General features: G+C 68.4%; 16 protein-coding genes and 1 tRNA gene. 10 read left to right on the top strand and 7 right to left on the bottom strand.

Annotated features, from left to right (window positions below; translation table 11 throughout):
* On the bottom strand, positions 1-269 hold a 269-nt coding region (locus F804_RS15670), incomplete at its 3' end, for a transposase (RefSeq protein WP_022706632.1).
* A 1-nt stretch (position 270) separates the two neighbouring features.
* Here F804_RS15670 and F804_RS15665 point away from each other — a divergent pair.
* The 4 genes from F804_RS15665 (at position 271) to F804_RS0104870 (ending at position 4409) form a co-directional block, all read left to right on the top strand.
* Complete coding sequence (locus F804_RS15665) at positions 271-1473, top strand: cytochrome P450 (protein ID WP_245540312.1); 1203 nt, start codon at positions 271-273, stop codon at positions 1471-1473.
* 75 nt (positions 1474-1548) lie between these two features.
* Positions 1549-2955 (top strand): alanine/glycine:cation symporter family protein, encoded by a 1407-nt coding sequence (locus F804_RS0104880; protein WP_022706630.1) that lies wholly within the window; start codon positions 1549-1551, stop codon positions 2953-2955.
* Between the two features lie 84 nt (positions 2956-3039).
* Positions 3040-4122: a phenylalanine--tRNA ligase subunit alpha gene (pheS, locus tag F804_RS0104875; RefSeq protein WP_022706629.1), complete on the top strand. Its 1083-nt coding sequence runs from the start codon at positions 3040-3042 to the stop codon at positions 4120-4122.
* Positions 4119-4409, top strand: coding sequence for a YrhK family protein (locus F804_RS0104870; protein WP_022706628.1), 291 nt, complete (start codon positions 4119-4121; stop codon positions 4407-4409). The genes pheS and F804_RS0104870 overlap by 4 nt, the downstream gene beginning before the upstream one ends.
* A gap of 3 nt (positions 4410-4412) precedes the next feature.
* On the opposite strand, the gene F804_RS0104865 is transcribed toward F804_RS0104870, so the two are convergent.
* Together F804_RS0104865 and F804_RS0104860 are read right to left on the bottom strand one after the other, a co-directional pair.
* Entirely contained in the window at positions 4413-4715 is a 303-nt protein-coding gene (locus F804_RS0104865) for a TM2 domain-containing protein (RefSeq protein ID WP_022706627.1), read from the bottom strand.
* Between the two features lie 80 nt (positions 4716-4795).
* On the bottom strand, positions 4796-6031 hold the full coding sequence (locus F804_RS0104860) for a hypothetical protein (RefSeq protein WP_022706626.1): 1236 nt from the start codon (positions 6029-6031) through the stop codon (positions 4796-4798).
* 177 nt (positions 6032-6208) lie between these two features.
* On the opposite strand from F804_RS0104860, the gene pheT reads away from it, so the two are divergent.
* Together pheT and F804_RS0104850 are read left to right on the top strand one after the other, a co-directional pair.
* Positions 6209-8596, top strand: coding sequence for a phenylalanine--tRNA ligase subunit beta (gene pheT, locus F804_RS0104855; RefSeq protein WP_022706625.1), 2388 nt, complete (start codon positions 6209-6211; stop codon positions 8594-8596).
* 121 nt (positions 8597-8717) lie between these two features.
* On the top strand, positions 8718-9560 hold the full coding sequence (locus tag F804_RS0104850; RefSeq protein ID WP_022706624.1) for a fumarylacetoacetate hydrolase family protein: 843 nt from the start codon (positions 8718-8720) through the stop codon (positions 9558-9560).
* Between the two features lie 25 nt (positions 9561-9585).
* Here F804_RS0104850 and F804_RS0104845 read toward each other — a convergent pair.
* Positions 9586-9659: transfer RNA gene (locus F804_RS0104845), tRNA-Gly, on the bottom strand.
* A gap of 50 nt (positions 9660-9709) precedes the next feature.
* Positions 9710-10162, bottom strand: a complete 453-nt coding sequence (locus F804_RS0104840; RefSeq protein WP_022706623.1) for a nucleoside deaminase — start codon at positions 10160-10162, stop codon at positions 9710-9712.
* A 112-nt stretch (positions 10163-10274) separates the two neighbouring features.
* Here F804_RS0104840 and F804_RS15660 point away from each other — a divergent pair, with 112 nt between their 5' ends.
* Positions 10275-11858 carry a pseudouridine synthase gene (locus F804_RS15660; RefSeq protein ID WP_022706622.1) on the top strand — a complete coding sequence of 528 codons (1584 nt, stop codon included), beginning with the start codon at positions 10275-10277 and terminating at the stop codon, positions 11856-11858.
* A 55-nt stretch (positions 11859-11913) separates the two neighbouring features.
* Here F804_RS15660 and hemP read toward each other — a convergent pair whose 3' ends face one another.
* Together hemP and F804_RS0104825 are read right to left on the bottom strand one after the other, a co-directional pair.
* Positions 11914-12090 (bottom strand): hemin uptake protein HemP, encoded by a 177-nt coding sequence (gene hemP, locus F804_RS15655; RefSeq protein WP_084686456.1) that lies wholly within the window; start codon positions 12088-12090, stop codon positions 11914-11916.
* 139 nt (positions 12091-12229) lie between these two features.
* Positions 12230-13267, bottom strand: a complete 1038-nt coding sequence (locus tag F804_RS0104825) for a zinc ABC transporter substrate-binding protein (RefSeq protein ID WP_028725627.1) — start codon at positions 13265-13267, stop codon at positions 12230-12232.
* A 104-nt stretch (positions 13268-13371) separates the two neighbouring features.
* Between F804_RS0104825 and F804_RS0104820 the strand changes: the two genes are divergently transcribed.
* The 3 genes from F804_RS0104820 to F804_RS0104810 are packed head-to-tail and all read left to right on the top strand — an operon-like array spanning position 13372 to position 15402.
* The gene (locus tag F804_RS0104820; RefSeq protein ID WP_022706619.1) at positions 13372-13863 is read left to right on the top strand and encodes a Fur family transcriptional regulator; all 492 of its coding nucleotides are present in this window, start codon (positions 13372-13374) and stop codon (positions 13861-13863) included.
* Positions 13860-14627, top strand: a complete 768-nt coding sequence (locus F804_RS0104815) for an ATP-binding cassette domain-containing protein (protein WP_022706618.1) — start codon at positions 13860-13862, stop codon at positions 14625-14627. Before F804_RS0104820 ends, F804_RS0104815 begins: the two co-directional genes overlap by 4 nt.
* Positions 14620-15402, top strand: a complete 783-nt coding sequence (locus F804_RS0104810; RefSeq protein WP_022706617.1) for a metal ABC transporter permease — start codon at positions 14620-14622, stop codon at positions 15400-15402. The genes F804_RS0104815 and F804_RS0104810 overlap by 8 nt, the downstream gene beginning before the upstream one ends.
* Positions 15403-15498 lie beyond the last annotated feature (96 nt).

Genomic DNA, 15498 nt, shown 5'->3' with positions numbered 1-15498 from the left:
AGGATCTCGTTTGCCTGACGCAGCTCCCGGTTCTCCCGTTCCAGCGCCTTCATCTTCTCGGTCATGTCGGTCGGGATGCCAGCCCGCTTGCCGCTGTCGACCTCGGCCTTCTTGATCCACTCGTTCAAGGTCTGGGGCGCACAGCCGATCTTTGCGGAAATCGACATGACGGCCTGCCAGCGCGATCCATGCTGGCCCTCATTGTCGAGGACCAAGCGCACCGCACGCTCACGCACTTCGGGGGAAAATTTGTTCGTCGTCTTGCTCATGATGCTCCATCCTACTCAGGAGTTGGAGCCTCCGGCAAACCCGGAGCGGTTCAAGGAACGGGTCGAGGATTACCCGAAATCCACCACGACCAAGCTGATCCTGGAACCGGCCATCGGCGACAGCCTGTTCGTGGCCGAGGGCGCGCATTGGCGCTGGCAGCGCCGCGCCGCGGCCCCCGCCTTTTCCAGCCGCAACGTCGAGGCGCTGGCCCCCGTGATGACCGCCGCGGCCGAGGCGTCCTGCCGCCGCATCGCCGCCGCCCAGGGCGCGCTGGACATCTTCGAGGAGACGGTGGCCGCCACCTTCGAGGTGATCTCGGACGTGACCTTCTCGGGCGGCGAGGGCGCGTTCGACCGCGACGGCGTGCATCAGGCAATCGACGCCTATATCGCGCAGACGGCCAAGGTGTCGCTGATGGACGTGATGGGGCTGCCCGCATGGCTGCCGCGTCCGGGGCGGCTGTTCGCGGGGCCGGGGCTGAAGCGGATGAAGGCCATCGCGGACCGGGCCATCGCGACCCGGGCCGAGCGTCCGCATGTCGGGGTGCCGGACCTTCTGGACCTGCTGCTGGGCGCGTCCGACCCCGAGACCGGTCGCGCGATGAACCGCGACGAGCTGCGCGACAACCTGCTGACCTTCATCGTCGCGGGCCACGAGACGACGGCCCTGACGCTGGCCTGGGCGCTGTATCTGATGGCCTTCGACCCCGACTGGCAGGAACGCGCGGCGGCCGAGTCGCAGGCCCTCCTGCAGGGGCGCGCGGCCACCGCGGCGGATGTCGCGCATCTTCCCGTCACGACGCGCATCGTCAACGAGACGCTGCGCCTTTATCCGCCGGCGGCCTTCCTGTCACGCACCGCGCAGGCGGCGGACCGCCTTTGCGGCCGCGAGGTGCGCCCCGGCGACACGGTCATCCTGCCGATCTATGCGCTGCACCGTCACCACCTGCTGTGGGACCGCCCCGACGGGTTCGATCCCGACCGCTTCCTGCAAACCCCTGACCGCTATGCCTTTCTGCCCTTCGGCGCGGGGCCGCGCATCTGCATCGGTGCCAGCTTCGCGATGCAGGAGGCCGTGATCATCCTGGCGACGCTGCTGTCGCGCTTCCGTTTCCGCCGCGTGCCGGGCCGCGATCCCAGGCCCCGGATGATCCTGACCCTGCGCCCCGAGGGCGGCGTCTGGCTGACGGCCCGACCCCGCTGATCGCGGGTCCCCGGACTTGCCATCGCTCACGACCCTGTTAAGGACTGCCTCATATCTCGGCAGAGGAGGGGCGGCATGGACGCCATCATCGATTTTCTGAACAACATCTTCTGGGGCTATGTGCTGATCTACGGTCTGCTGGCCGTCGGCATCTACTTCACCATCCGCCTGGGCTTCGTCCAATTCCTGCATTTCCGCGAGATGTGGCGCTGCGTGAAGGGCTCGGGCGAGGTCGACCGGGCGGGCATCTCGCCGTTCCAGGCGCTGGCGGTGTCGCTGGCAAGCCGCGTGGGCACGGGCAATATCGCAGGCGTCGCGGTCGCGCTGACCCTGGGCGGCCCGGGCGCCATCTTCTGGATGTGGATGGTCGCGCTGGTCGGCATGGCCACCGCCTATTCCGAAAGCCTTCTGGCGCAGCTCTACAAGGTGCGTGACGGGCAGGGCATGTATCGCGGCGGTCCCGCATATTACATCGCCCGCGGCCTTGGCCAGAACTGGATGGCGGCGCTGTTCTCGGTCGCGCTGATCGTGTCCTTCGGTCTGGTCTTCAACGCGGTCCAGGCCAATTCGATCGCGCAGGCGGTCGAGGGGTCGTTCGGCGTCAGCACGCTGGCCGTCGGCATCTTCGTGGCCGCGCTGTCGGGCCTGATCATCTTCGGGGGCATCCCGCAGATCGCGCGCACCGCGCAGCTGATCGTCCCGATCATGGCGGGCCTGTACCTGCTGGCCGCCGTCATCGTGCTGGTGATGAATATCGGCGCGGTTCCGGGCATCCTGACCGGCATCGTGAAATCGGCCTTCGGCCTGCAGGAAGCGGTGGGCGGCGTCACCGGCGGCGTCATGGCCGCGATGATGAACGGCATCAAGCGCGGGCTCTTCTCGAACGAGGCCGGCATGGGCTCGGCCCCGAACATCGCGGCAGTTGCCGTGCCGGATCCGCACCACCCCTCCAGCCAGGGCTTCGTGCAGGCACTGGGCGTCTTCATCGACACCATCCTGGTCTGCACCGCGACGGCGGTGATGATCCTGCTGGCCGACGTCATGCCCTCGTCCGAGCTGACGGGCGTGAACCTGACGCAGGCGGCGCTGGCCGACCATTTCGGCGGCTTCGGCCACATCTTCGTCGCGATCGCGATCTTCTTCTTCGCCTTCACCTCGATCATCGGCAACTACTCCTATGCCGAGAACGCGCTGGTCTTCCTGGGTGCGGGCAAGTCGGGGATCATGGTGCTGCGGATCGCCGTTCTGGGCATGGTCGTCTGGGGCGCGCTTCAGGCCGTCTCGACCGTGTTCAACTTCGCGGATGCCAGCATGGGCCTGATGGCCACGATCAACCTGATCGCCATCGTGCTGCTGTCGGGGACGGTCGTGCATGTCACGCGCGACTACCTGCGCCAGCGCAAGGCGGGGCAGGAACCCGAGTTCCACATCGAGAAGCACCCCGGCATCGCGCCCGGCGTGACGCGCGACATCTGGAACTGAAGAACGGCGCGCGCGGGGGGCGGACAGGCTTTCCCCGCGCGCGCACCCATGCTAACCGAGGGCCGACTGGAATGAGGCCCCTCGATGGATGATCTGAACCCCCTTCGCCAGACTTGGCTCGACCGTATCGCCGGTGCCGCCGATCCTGCCCAGATCGAGGAAGTGCGTCTTGCCGCCCTCGGCAAGAAGGGCGAGATCAGCCTGAAGATGCGAGAGCTGGGCAAGATGACGCCCGAAGAGCGTCAGACCACCGGCCGCGCCCTGAACGAGCTGCGCGACGAGATCGACGCCGCCCTGCGCACCCGCAAGCTTGCGCTGGAAGACGCGGCGCTGGATGCGCGGCTGAAGGACGAATGGCTGGACGTGACCCTGCCGGGTCGCCCGCGCCGCCAAGGCACCATCCACCCCATCAGCCAGGTCACGGAAGAAATCACCGCGATCTTCGCCGACATGGGCTTTGCCGTGGCCGAAGGCCCGCAGGTCGAGAGCGACTGGTACAATTTCGACGCGCTGAACATCGCGCCCGAACATCCCGCGCGCCAGGAACACGACACCTTCTTCATGCATCGCGAGCCGGGCGACGACCGCCCGCCGCATGTGCTGCGCACCCATACCAGCCCCGTGCAGATCCGCGCGATGAAGGAACAGGGCGCGCCGATCCGCGTGATCGCACCGGGCCGTGTCTATCGCATGGACATGGACCAGACGCATACGCCGATGTTCCACCAGATCGAGGGTCTGGCCATCGGGCGCGACATCAGCATGGCCCAGCTGAAATGGACGCTGGAGGAATTCTGCCGCGCCTTCTTCGAGGTGGACGAGGTCGAGCTGCGCTTCCGCGCCAGCCACTTCCCCTTCACCGAACCCTCGGCCGAAGTGGACATCCGCTGTTCCTGGGAAGGCGGCCAGCTGAAGATCGGGCAGGGCAATTCCTGGCTGGAGATCCTGGGCTCGGGCATGGTCCATCCCAACGTGCTGCGCGCTGCGGGGATCGATCCCGACCAGTGGCAGGGCTTCGCCTTCGGCGTGGGCATCGACCGGATCGCCATGCTGAAATACGGCATCCCCGACCTGCGCGCCTTCTTCGAAAGCGACCTGCGCTGGCTGCGCCATTACGGCTTTGCCGCGGGCGACATGCCCTCGATCGCAGGCGGTCTGAGCAAATGAGCTTCTGGGCCGGCGCGTTCAGGCATCACCGTCGCGAGGCGTCCCATGCCTCGCGCAGGCTCTATGCCCAGGTCGAGCTGGCCCATACCTTCGTCGATTTCGGCGCGGCGATCTGCTTTCTTGTCGGGTCGATCATGTTCTTCTTCGACAGCTGGACCTTCACGGCGACCTGGTTCTTCACCATCGGCTCGGTCCTGTTCTGCGTGAAGCCCACCCTGCGCCTGTGGCGCGAGGTGAAGCTGTATCGCATGGGCAAGACCGACGAGCTGGCCGACCGGGCCGAGTAGCCGTCAGACCGCCAGCCTGCGGCGGGTGTCGTCCTTGTCGGCGCGGATCATGCCGGGGATCAGGAACAGGTCGATCACGCACCACAGCGCGACGAAGGCGATCGGGATCCAGCCGATCAGGATGGGCGTCATCAGCCAGCCCAGCAGCCAGGTGACCAGCATGATCAGCCCGCTCATCCAGCGGCCCAGATACATGCGGTGCACGCCGAAGCCCCACAGGAAGATCAGCAGCAGATAGGCGACCACCGGCGATCTTGCGTCATTCGCGACGCGTTGTTCGATCAGCAGTTCCCGTTGCGTGTCCATGGCTTTCCCTATGTCTGTTCGTGCAGACAAAGATGGGGGCGGATGCCGGCCAGACAAGGCCGGCACCGGGGATCACGCGCTTACTCGGCCCGCAGGAAACGGTCGAAGGTCAGCGTGACGGGCCGCACCGCGCCCTGTTCGTCGCGCCCGATATCGGTCAGCGCAAGGCGATAGAGGCCGGGCTGCAGCAGTACCGGACCCAGCTGCGAATCGGTGCCCTCGCCGTGGTCGTCGTTCTGTTCCAGCGCGGCCCCGCCCGGCCCGAACAGCGCAAGGTTGGTGTCCACGCCGGTCATCATGCCATAGGCGTTGACGACGACCATCGTCTCCTCCTCCAGCGTGAAGGTCAGCCATTGCGCGGTGCCGTCCTGCAGCACGACCGTCTCGCGGTCGCGGGGGAATTCCAGCGCCTGCATCGGATAGCTGCCATCGGCGGTCGGCGCGATCTCGCCCCTTGCATAGGCCCCGGCCAGGTAGGTGTCGCGATCAAGCGCCTCGGCCAGGACCGCGATGCTGCCGCTGCCCGCAGACAGCGGCGCGACGCCCAGGCAATAATCGCCCGCCATCAGCCCGTTGGGGAAATCAAGCCGCGAGTTCAGCCCGTCCGCATCGTCGTTCTCGGCGATCTTGCGGCCGGTGCCGTCGAACAGAACCATGTTCGGGTCCAGCTGCTCGCTGGTCGCGCGCAGGGTCAGGCCCGTGGGCTGGTCCAGCGTGAAGCGGTGATAGGTGACGCTGGCCGGGGCCTCGGTCCGGGCGGGCAGGGCGGCTGCCAGCGGGGCTTCGGCAAGGGGCGTCGCCTCGGTCTGGGGCGTGCAGGCGGCGATCGCCAGGTCCTCGGGGTCGGCCAGCAGCGGCTCCATGTCGGCGGTGCCCAGCTGGACCTGCGCGGTCATGTCCTCGTTGCCGACGGGGATCAGCTGCACGCAGTAGTCGCCCGGCGCCAGCTGCGTCTCGATCCGGGAATTGAGCGTGCCCGCCGCGTCGTCGTTCTCGTCGATCTGGGTGCCGTCGGGGGTCTGCAGGCGCAGCATCGGATCGCCGTCCGACGCGGCCTCCAGCCGGATCTGCTGCGCGTCGCCGGTCACGGTGAAGGCCGCGTGGGGGTGCTGGCCGGTCCGGGTCGTCATGGTCAGCGCGATGGCCGCATCCGCGGTCGCGATGTCGCTGCCTTCGCGCGTGCCGCCCAGCCATTCGGCGGGCTGACCCGCGCAGGTGAAGGTCTGGGGTTCTGCGGCGGCGTCCTGCGCGGAAGCGGGCAGGGCGGGGGCCATCGCCGCGACCAGCGCGACGCCAAGGGGGATGTGACGGACCATCGGGACACCTTCAATCGTGAATTCGGATGCACCTAAGCACCCCTTTTCCCGGCTCACAACCCCGCCGGGACGCGGGAAATCCGCGCTTGCGACTTGACCCGCAGCGCCTTGCACGGTTCAAGGCCATGAAATGCCATTCCCGCGCGCCCGCGCGGGCAGGAACCGAAAGCGAGCGCCATGAAGTTCACCCTCTCCTGGCTCAAGGAGCATCTCGACACCTCCGCCACCCTCGACGAGATCGTCGAGGCGCTGACCGATCTGGGCCTCGAGGTCGAGGACGTCCGCGACCCGGCAGCCAAGCTGGGCAGCTTCACGCTGGCGCGGGTGGACCATGCCGAGCAGCACCCCGATGCCGACCGCCTGCGCGTCTGCCGCGTCACCACCGACGAGGGCGAGAAGCAGATCGTCTGCGGCGCGCCCAACGCGCGTGCGGGGATCACGGTCGTGCTGGCCAAGCCCGGCGATTACGTCCCCGGCATCGACGTGACCCTTGGCGTCGGCAAGATCCGCGGCATCGAGAGCCACGGCATGATGGCCTCCGAGCGCGAGCTGGAGCTGTCGGACGAGCACGAGGGCATCATCGAGCTGCCCTCGGGCGAGGTCGGGCAGCGCTATGTCGACTGGCTGGCCGAGAACGCGCCGGACAAGATCGACCCGATGATCCACATCAAGATCACGCCGAACCGCCCCGACGCGCTTGGCGTTCGCGGCGTGGCCCGCGATCTGGCAGCCCGCGGGCTGGGCGCGCTGAAGCCCGCCCCCGAGGCCGAGATCCAAGGGCAGTTCCCGTGCCCCGTCGGCGTGACCATCGCGCCGGACGTCGCGGGCAAGGCGCCCTTCTTCGCGGGTCGCGTGGTGCGTGGCGTGAAGAACGGCCCGTCGCCGGAATGGCTGCAGAAGCGCCTGCGCGCCATCGGCCTGCGCCCGATCAGCGCGCTGGTGGACATCACCAACTTCTTCACCTTCGACCTGAACCGCCCGCTGCACGTCTTCGACGCCGCCAAGGTCGCGGGCGACCTGACCCTGCGCGCCGCCCGCGCGGGTGACCGGATCGAGGCGCTGGACGAGAAGACTTATGTTCTGCCCGAGGGCGCCGTCGTCATCTGCGACGAGAACGGCCCCGAGAGCATCGCGGGCATCATGGGCGGTCTGGCGTCGGGTTCGTCCGACGACACCGTGGACGTGTTCATCGAGGCCGCCTATTTCGACCCGATCGCCATCGCGACCACGGGCCGCGCCATGAAGATCCTCAGCGATGCGCGCTATCGCTTCGAACGCGGGATCGATCCGGCATCCACCCTGCCGGGGCTGGACCTGGCGACCCGCATGGTGATGGATCTGTGCGGCGGCACCCCGTCCGAGGTGGTGGCCGCGGGCGCGCTGCCTGACACCTCGCGCGCCTATCGGCTGGACCCGTCGCGCACCTCGCGCCTTGTCGGCATGGACATTCCCGAGGACACGCAGCGCGCCACGCTGCAGGCCCTGGGCTTCCGGATGGAGGGCGAGATGGCCCATGTCCCGTCCTGGCGCCCCGACGTCCTGGGCGAGGCCGACCTGGTCGAGGAGATCGCCCGCATCGCCAGCCTGACGCGGCTTGAGGGCAAGCCCCTGCCGCGTCCGCAGGCGGGCGTTCCGCGCCCCGTCCTGACGCCCCTGCAGATGCGCGAGAAGACCGCGCGGCGCATGGCGGCATCCCTCGGCTACAACGAATGCGTGACCTACAGCTTCATCGACCAGGCATCGGCCGCGCTGTTCGGCGGCGGCACCGACGCGCTGCGGATCGAGAACCCGATCAGCAGCGAGATGACGCATCTGCGGCCCGACCTGCTGCCGGGCCTGCTGGCCGCGGCCGCCCGGAACCAGGCGCGCGGTTTCGCGGACCTGGCCCTGTTCGAGCTTGGCCCCGTCTTCAGCGGCGGCGAACCCGGCGATCAGGCGATGCAGTTGTCGGGCCTGCTGGTCGGCTCGACCGGGCCGCGCGATCCCTTCGGCACGCGCCGCAAGGTCGATCTGTATGACGCCAAGGCCGATGCCGAGGCCGTGCTCGAGGCCATCGGCGCTCCGGCCCGCGTGCAGATCAACCGCAAGCTGGACGGCTGGTGGCATCCGGGCCGCGCGGGCAACGTGGCACTTGGTCCGAACGTGCTGGCCACCTTCGGCGAGGTGCATCCCCGCATCCTCAAGGCAATGGACGTGAAGGGCCCCGCGGTCGCCTTCACCGTCCGCATCGCCGCCGTGCCCTTCCCCAAGGCGCGGACGACGACCCGCCCCGCGCTGCAGGCGTCCGAGCTGCAGGCGGTGGAACGCGACTTCGCCTTCGTGGTCGATCCGCAGGTCGAGGCGCTGACCCTGGTCAATGCCGCCGCGGGTGCCGACAAGGCGCTGATCGACAGCGTGGCGGTCTTCGACCAGTTCACCGGGCTGGACGATGGCCGCAAGTCCATCGGCATCACCGCGCGCCTTCAGCCGCGCGACAAGACGCTGACCGATGCCGATATCGAGGCCGTAAGCGCCAAGATCGTCGAGAAGGTCCAGAAGGCCACCGGCGCGACCCTTCGCGGCTGAGGCCCGCCGGACAGGCAAAGAAAAGGGGCGTCCCGTCGCGGGGCGCCTCTTTTTCATTATGTGCACTTTACACTGCGTCAACCTGTGACAAGACTGCGCCCGACTGAACAGGGGGATTGCGATGAAGCTGCTGCGTCACGGCCCGAAGGGGCAGGAAAAACCGGGACTTCTGGACGATGCGGGCAATATCCGCGACCTGTCCGCGCATGTCGACGACATCGCGGGCGACGTCCTGACCCCGGACGGCCTGGGGCGGATCGCGGCGCTGGACCCGCTGTCCCTGCCGGTGGTCGATCCCGCGACGCGGCTGGGCCCCTGCGTGGGACGGGTGGGCAAGTTCATCGGCATCGGCCTGAACTATGCCGATCACGCCGCCGAGGCCGGAATGGAGATCCCGTCCGAGCCGATCCTGTTCTCGAAGTTCACCAGCGCGATCTCGGGGCCGAACGACGATGTCGAGATCCCGCCGGGCTCCGCCAAGACCGACTGGGAGGTCGAGCTGGGCTTCGTCATCGGGCAGGGCGGCCGCGACATACCCGAGGCCCGCGCGATGTCCCATGTCGCGGGCTATTGCGTGGTCAACGACATCTCGGAACGCGAATGGCAGGCCGAACGCGGCGGCAGCTGGGACAAGGGCAAGGGCTTCGACAGCTTCGGCCCGATCGGCCCCTGGCTGGTGACCACGGACGATGTGCCCGACCCGCAGCGGCTGAGGATGTGGCTGGAGGTCGACGGCCAGCGCCACCAGGACGGCACCACCGCGACGATGATCTTCGGGGTGCGGACGCTTGTCGCCTATCTGTCGCGCTGCATGTCGCTGCAACCGGGCGACGTGATCGCGACGGGCACCCCGCCGGGGGTCGGCATGGGCATGAAGCCGCCCCGCTTCCTGCGCGGGGGCGAGACGATGCGCCTTGGGATCGAGGGCCTTGGCGAACAGCGTCAGCTGGTCAGGCGGCGCTGAGATCTGCGTGGGTCCGGTGGGGGATTGGAGCGGGTGATGGGAATCGAACCCACGTCTTCAGCTTGGAAGGCTGCGGCTCTACCATTGAGCTACACCCGCATGCGCATCGGTATAGGCAAGCCCGCCGCCCCTTGCAAGCGGGTTCGGCCCTAGCGCCGCGCGGTGAAGAATTCGCGCAGGATGATGCGCGCCGGATCTGCCGCGATCCCGTCATAGATCTCGGGGCGGTGGTGGCATTGCGGGTGCGAGAAGACCCGCGCCCCATGCGCGACGCCGCCCATCCGCACATCGTCCGCGCCGTAATACAGCCGCGCGATCCGCGCGCCCGCGATGGCGCCCGCGCACATCGGGCAAGGCTCCAGCGTGACCCACAGGTCGTGCCCCGGCAGACGTTCCGACCCGAGCGCCGCGCAGGCCGCGCGGATGGCCAGGATCTCGGCATGGGCGGTGGGGTCGGACAGTTCGCGGCAGCGATTGCCCGCGCTGGCGACGACGCGGCCTTCGGGGTCGGTCACGACCGCGCCGACCGGCACCTCGCCCCGCAGGGCTGCGGCGCGGGCCTCGGCCAGGGCCAGGTCCATGTGGCTGCGATATCGCGTCATCGGATGCTTGTCGCGCGAAGACCAGCCATGCGCAAGATGGGGCTTCCCAAGCCGCCCCGTGGTCGCGTATGGCTGCGCCTTTGCCACCGCAGAGATGCGCAGGAGAGATCGCATGACCGAAGACCTGACCCCCCGCAAGGACAGCCCCGAACGCATCGCCAAGGTGATGGCGCGCGCAGGCGTCGCCAGCCGCCGCGAGGCCGAGCGCATGATCCTCGAGGGCCGTGTCACCGTGAACGGCGAGAAGATCGCCAGCCCCGCGCTGGACGTGCTGCCGACCGACCGCGTGACCATCGACGGCAAGAAGATGGATGCCCCGCAGGAAACGCGCATGTGGCTCTATTACAAGCCGCTTGGCCTCGTGACCTCCGAATCGGACGAGAAGGGTCGCCAGACCGTCTTCGACGCGCTGCCGCGCGACCTGCCGCGGGTGATGACCGTGGGGCGCCTCGACCTCAACTCCGAGGGGCTGCTGCTGCTGACCAATGACGGCGACCTTAAGCGCCGGCTGGAACTGCCCGCCACGGGCTGGCTGCGCCGCTATCGCGTGCGGGTCAACGGCACGCCGAACGACCTGACCTTCGCGCCCCTGCGTCGTGGCGTGACCATCGACGGCGAGGATTTCGCCCCGATGGAGATCAAGCTGGACAGCCAGCAGGGCGCGAATGCCTGGCTGACCGTCGGCATCCGCGAGGGCAAGAACCGCGAGATCCGCCGCGCGATGTCGCATATCGGCCTGCAGGTGAACCGCCTGATCCGCGTCGGTTACGGCCCGTTCAAGCTGGGCAACCTGGAAAAGAACGAGGTGTCCGAGGTCAAGCGCCGCGTGCTGCGCGACCAGCTGGGCGGCCTGCTGACCGGCGAGCCCGACGAGCGCCCGCGCGAAATGCGCCCGCGTGGTGCCGAGGACAACCGCGGCGAGAAGGGCGGCTTCCGCCCGCGTGGTGATGGCGAACGTCGCGAAGGTGGCTTCCGTCCGCGCGGTGAGGGCGAGCGTCGTGAAGGTGGCTTCCGCCCGCGTGGTGACGGTGAACGTCCCGCACGCAGCTTCGGGGCCAAGCGCGATGGCGACGAGGGCGGCTTCCGCCCCCGCAAGGATGGGGATTCGCCCCGCTTCAAGGGACGTCCCGGCGGCGATCGCGGCGATTTCCGCAAGCGCGAGGACGGCGATGACCGCCCCGCACGTTTCGGCGGCAAGCCCGGCGATGCCCGCAAACCCTTCAAGCCCAAGGGCGACCGCCCCGAAGGTGCCCGTTCCTATGGCGACCGCCCGCGTGGCGAAGGCCCCCGCGGCGATGGTCCGCGTGGTGATCGTCCGGGCAAGCCCGGTGGCTTCGGTCGCAAGAGCTTTGGCGATTCGCGTGGAGAGGATCGCGGCGGCAAGCCGTTCGGCAAGGGGCCCCGTGGCGACCGCCCCGCAGGCGACCGTTCCTATGGCGACCGTCCGCGCGACGACCGCCCCCGCAACGACAAGCCGCGCGGCGACAAGCCCTGGGCCGACAAGCCGCGTGGGGACAAGCCTTGGGCCAACAAATCCCGCAATGACGGACCGCGCGGTGACAGGCCGCAGGGCGACCGTCCGCGTGGCGAAGGGTTCCGCTCCGGCGGGCCCCGTTCCGGCAGCCAGCATTCCGGCGGCCCGCGCTCGGGCGGTCCCCGTTCGGGTGGCCCGAAAGGCAACAAGCCGCGCGGGTGATCCGCAGCGGCTTGTCGCATCGAATATCGAAGGGCCGGGCAATCGCCCGGCCTTTTCACTTCGTCAGGATCAGCTTGCCCGCACGGGTGATGCGCAGCTGATAGACCTGCTCGTCCAGGACGATCAGGGCCTGGTTTCCACCAGCGGTCAGTTCGGTGGCGTCATGTTGCGGCAGGCGCGAAAGAAGCGTGTTGCCGGGACGGACGAAATCTGCGGGACGCGTGGCGGTCATGGTCAGCCCTTTGCTGTGGCGGTTGATCTTTGCCAAAGCTGACAAATTCGTTCGGGATTGTCAAAGTAAAAGAGTCGGGAATCCGGACAAAAGAGAACGCCCGGCGCGGGGGCCGGGCGTTTCGTGTCGTGAAATCAGGTCACTCGGTCTCGAAACACTCGATCAGGCTGTCGCCGAGCGCGGTCAGGATGGCCATGTAACCGCCATCCTCGACCGTTGATCCTTCGGGGCTGAGCGTGCCGCCCATCCGCACGCCCGTGCCCTCGATCACGGTTTCGACCAGGCGCGGGTCGTGCGCGTATTCGGGGAAGGCGCAGACGGCGCCGGTGTCTTCGATCCGGTGGCGGACCTCCTCCAGGCGCTGCGCCGAGGGAGCGGTCGCATCGCCGAGCGCCACGGGGGTCGCGGGTTTAAGCCCGAACGCGGTGGTGAAATAGCCGTAGGCGTCATGGAAGACGACGAATTCCTTGTCGGCATGCGGGGCAAGGCGCTGGCGCAGATCCTCGGCCTCGGTCTCGATCCGCGCGGCCGCGGCCTCGGCATTGGCGCGATAGGTGGCGGCATTCTCGGGGTCGGCCTCGGACAGCGCGTCGGCGATGGCGCCCAGCCAGGGGCCCGCGTTCTCGGGGGTCAGCCAGGCGTGGGGATCGGTGCCCGAGTGGTCGTGCCCCTCGTGGTCGCCGTGGTCATGTTCTTCGTGCCCGTGATCGTCGTCCTCGTGGTCGTCGTGCCCGTGATCCTCGTGGCCGTGTTCGTCATGCCCATGATCATCGTGATCATGCCCCTCGTGATCGTGGTCGTGATCCTCATGCTCATGCTCGTCATGGTCCCCGGCGGTGCCGCCGAAGTCCTGCAGATGCGTTCCCTCGACCGACAGCAACTGAAGCTGCGCGGCATCGGCGGCGATGTTCTGTGCCGGACGCTCCAGCCAGCCGGTCATCGAGGGGCCCATCCAGACCAGCAGCGCCGCGTCCTGCAGCCTGCGCGCGTCCGAGGGCCGCATCTGGTAGTCATGCGCCCCCGACCCGGCGGGCAGCAGCACCTGGACATCGGCCAGATCGCCCGCGACCTCGCGGACCAGCGCGCCGGTGGGCGGCAGGTCGACCATGATCGGGCCGGGATCGGCAAGGGCGGGCAGGGCGGTCAGCGACAGCATCGCGGTCAAAGTAAGGCGCATGGTCGTCCTTCGGGCTTTGTTGCGGTTGGCGGCTTGTCCATGTTACAGGATAACAAGTCAAGCCAAGTGTAACTTCATAACATGACGGACCGCATCGCGTGCCCATGACATCCGACGGAATCGGCGCGGCCTTCGCGCCGCACGACCATAGCCATTGCAGCGCCCGCGCGCTGGCCGATGCCGCCGAAAGGCTGGCATCCGAGGGCGCGCGCCTGACGCCCGTCCGCCGCCGCACGCTAGAGATCCTGCTGGAGAACCACCGCGCCATGGGCGCCTACGAGGTGCTGGATCGCCTTGCGGCCGAGGGGTTCGGCCGTCAGCCGCCCGTCGCCTATCGCGCGCTGGAATTCCTGGTGCAGCACGGCCTGGCCCACCGGTTGCAGCGCCTGAACGCCTTTGCCGCCTGCCTGCACCCGGGCGAGGAACACCAGCCCGCCTTCCTGATCTGCGACAGGTGCGACCGCATCGCCGAGGTCCCCTCGGGCCCCATGCGCGCCGCGCTGGCCGAGGTCGCGGCGGGGTCGGGCTTTGCCGTGGACCGCGTCACGGTCGAGGCCGTCGGCACCTGCGCCATCTGTGCCGAGGACCGCGGATGAACAGCCTGATCGAGGCGCAGGGCCTCACCGTTCACCGCCCCGGCACCGACGAGCCGGTACTGTCCCATATCGATTTCCGCATCCTTCCGTCCGAGATCGTGACGGTGGTCGGGCCGAACGGCTCGGGCAAGTCGTCGCTGGTCCGCGCGCTTCTGGGCCATCTGGCGACGGCGTGCGGCGACGTGCGCAGGATGCCGGGGCTGCGCATCGGCTACGTCCCGCAGAAGGTGCACCTGGATACCGCGATCCCCATGACCGTGCGCCGCTTCCTGTCGCTGCCGCAGCGCGTCACCGATGCCGAGGCCGAGGCGATGCTGGCCCGCACCGGCGTCGAGGGGCTTGGCAACCGTCAGCTGACGCAATTGTCGGGCGGCCAGTTCCAGCGCGTGCTTCTGGCGCGCGCCCTGCTGAACGATCCGCATCTTCTGGTGCTGGACGAGCCGACGCAGGGGCTGGACCAGCCGGGGATCCTGTCCTTCTATCGCCTCATCGACGAGGTGCGACGCGAGACGGGCGCCGCCGTGCTGATGGTCAGCCACGACCTGCTGGTGGTGATGCGCGCCTCCGACCGCGTGGTCTGCCTGAACGGGCATGTCTGCTGCGAGGGCACGCCCCAGCATGTCAGCTCGGCCCCGGAATACCGCGCGCTGTTCGGCGCCGAGGCCGAGGGGACGCTCGCGCTCTATCGTCACCGTCACGATCACGACCATGACGCCGTGGGGCATGTCCACGGCCCCGATTGCGGACATCACCCGAATGCTTGACGACTTCTTCATGCGCGCCGTTCTGGCGGGGCTTGGCCTTGCGCTGGTGGCGGGTCCCCTGGGCAGCTTCGTCGTCTGGCGGCGCATGGCCTATTTCGGGGATTCGACCGCCCATGCCGCCATCCTGGGCGTGGCGGTCGCGCTGGCCTTCGACATCTCGATCTATGTCGGGACGCTGACGGTGGCGGGGCTGATGGCGGTCGTGGTGTCCGCGCTGGTGTCGCGGGGGCAGGCGATGGACACCATGCTGGGCGTGCTGTCGCATTCGGCGCTGGCCTTCGGGCTTGTCGCGATCAGCTTCGTGCCTGCGGCGCGCACCGATCTTTCCAGCTATCTGTTCGGGGATATCCTTGCGGTGGGCAAGCTGGACCTGGCGCTGATCTGGTCGGGCGCGCTGCTGGTCACCTTCATGCTGGCCTGGCGCTGGCAGCGGCTTCTTACATCGACCCTGAACGAGGAACTGGCCATGGCCGCGGGCATCGATCCGCGCACCGAAAGGCTGATCCTGTCCATCGCACTGGCCATCGTCGTGGCGCTTGCGATTCGCGTCGTCGGATCGCTGCTGATCTCGGCAATGCTGATTGTCCCGGCGGCGGCTGCCCGCATATGGGCACGCACCCCTGAGCGGATGGCCGCCGTCGCGGCGGTGCTGGCGGCGCTGTCGGTCCTGTCGGGGCTGTGGGCCAGCCTGCGACTCGACACTCCGGCAGGTCCGTCGATAGTTGCGGCGGCTGCGATATTTTTCCTGCTCTCGCAGGGCTTTCGCCGGGGTTAGTGCCGAAAAGTCACAGTTTTTCCCGGGGTTTGCGGGATCGGGAACAAGGGCCCGAAATGGGTGTTGGCCAATATGCAACAGTGACCGCGACCCGAC

It is taken from the genome of Paracoccus zeaxanthinifaciens ATCC 21588, assembly GCF_000420145.1.
In the GTDB taxonomy this organism is placed as follows: Bacteria; Pseudomonadota; Alphaproteobacteria; order Rhodobacterales; family Rhodobacteraceae; genus Paracoccus; species Paracoccus zeaxanthinifaciens.
The sequence above is the reverse complement of the archived record's forward strand: the minus strand, read 5'-3'. Positions and strand labels throughout refer to the sequence as shown.

What these genes read in the sequence shown, in the direction of transcription:
- pheT (WP_022706625.1), top strand. Translation starts at nt 6,209, where the DNA reads ATGAAGTTCACCCTCTCCTGGCTCAAGGAGCATCTCGACACCTCCGCC.
- F804_RS0104840 (WP_022706623.1), bottom strand. Translation starts at nt 10,162, where the DNA reads ATGACGCGATATCGCAGCCACATGGACCTGGCCCTGGCCGAGGCCCGC.
- F804_RS0104825 (WP_028725627.1), bottom strand. Translation starts at nt 13,267, where the DNA reads ATGCGCCTTACTTTGACCGCGATGCTGTCGCTGACCGCCCTGCCCGCC.
- F804_RS15660 (WP_022706622.1), top strand. Translation starts at nt 10,275, where the DNA reads ATGACCGAAGACCTGACCCCCCGCAAGGACAGCCCCGAACGCATCGCC.
- F804_RS0104850 (WP_022706624.1), top strand. Translation starts at nt 8,718, where the DNA reads ATGAAGCTGCTGCGTCACGGCCCGAAGGGGCAGGAAAAACCGGGACTT.
- F804_RS0104880 (WP_022706630.1), top strand. Translation starts at nt 1,549, where the DNA reads ATGGACGCCATCATCGATTTTCTGAACAACATCTTCTGGGGCTATGTG.
- F804_RS0104860 (WP_022706626.1), bottom strand. Translation starts at nt 6,031, where the DNA reads ATGGTCCGTCACATCCCCCTTGGCGTCGCGCTGGTCGCGGCGATGGCC.
- F804_RS0104870 (WP_022706628.1), top strand. Translation starts at nt 4,119, where the DNA reads ATGAGCTTCTGGGCCGGCGCGTTCAGGCATCACCGTCGCGAGGCGTCC.
- hemP (WP_084686456.1), bottom strand. Translation starts at nt 12,090, where the DNA reads ATGACCGCCACGCGTCCCGCAGATTTCGTCCGTCCCGGCAACACGCTT.
- F804_RS0104865 (WP_022706627.1), bottom strand. Translation starts at nt 4,715, where the DNA reads ATGGACACGCAACGGGAACTGCTGATCGAACAACGCGTCGCGAATGAC.
- F804_RS0104810 (WP_022706617.1), top strand. Translation starts at nt 14,620, where the DNA reads ATGCTTGACGACTTCTTCATGCGCGCCGTTCTGGCGGGGCTTGGCCTT.
- F804_RS0104815 (WP_022706618.1), top strand. Translation starts at nt 13,860, where the DNA reads ATGAACAGCCTGATCGAGGCGCAGGGCCTCACCGTTCACCGCCCCGGC.
- pheS (WP_022706629.1), top strand. Translation starts at nt 3,040, where the DNA reads ATGGATGATCTGAACCCCCTTCGCCAGACTTGGCTCGACCGTATCGCC.
- F804_RS15665 (WP_245540312.1), top strand. Translation starts at nt 271, where the DNA reads ATGCTCCATCCTACTCAGGAGTTGGAGCCTCCGGCAAACCCGGAGCGG.
- F804_RS0104820 (WP_022706619.1), top strand. Translation starts at nt 13,372, where the DNA reads ATGACATCCGACGGAATCGGCGCGGCCTTCGCGCCGCACGACCATAGC.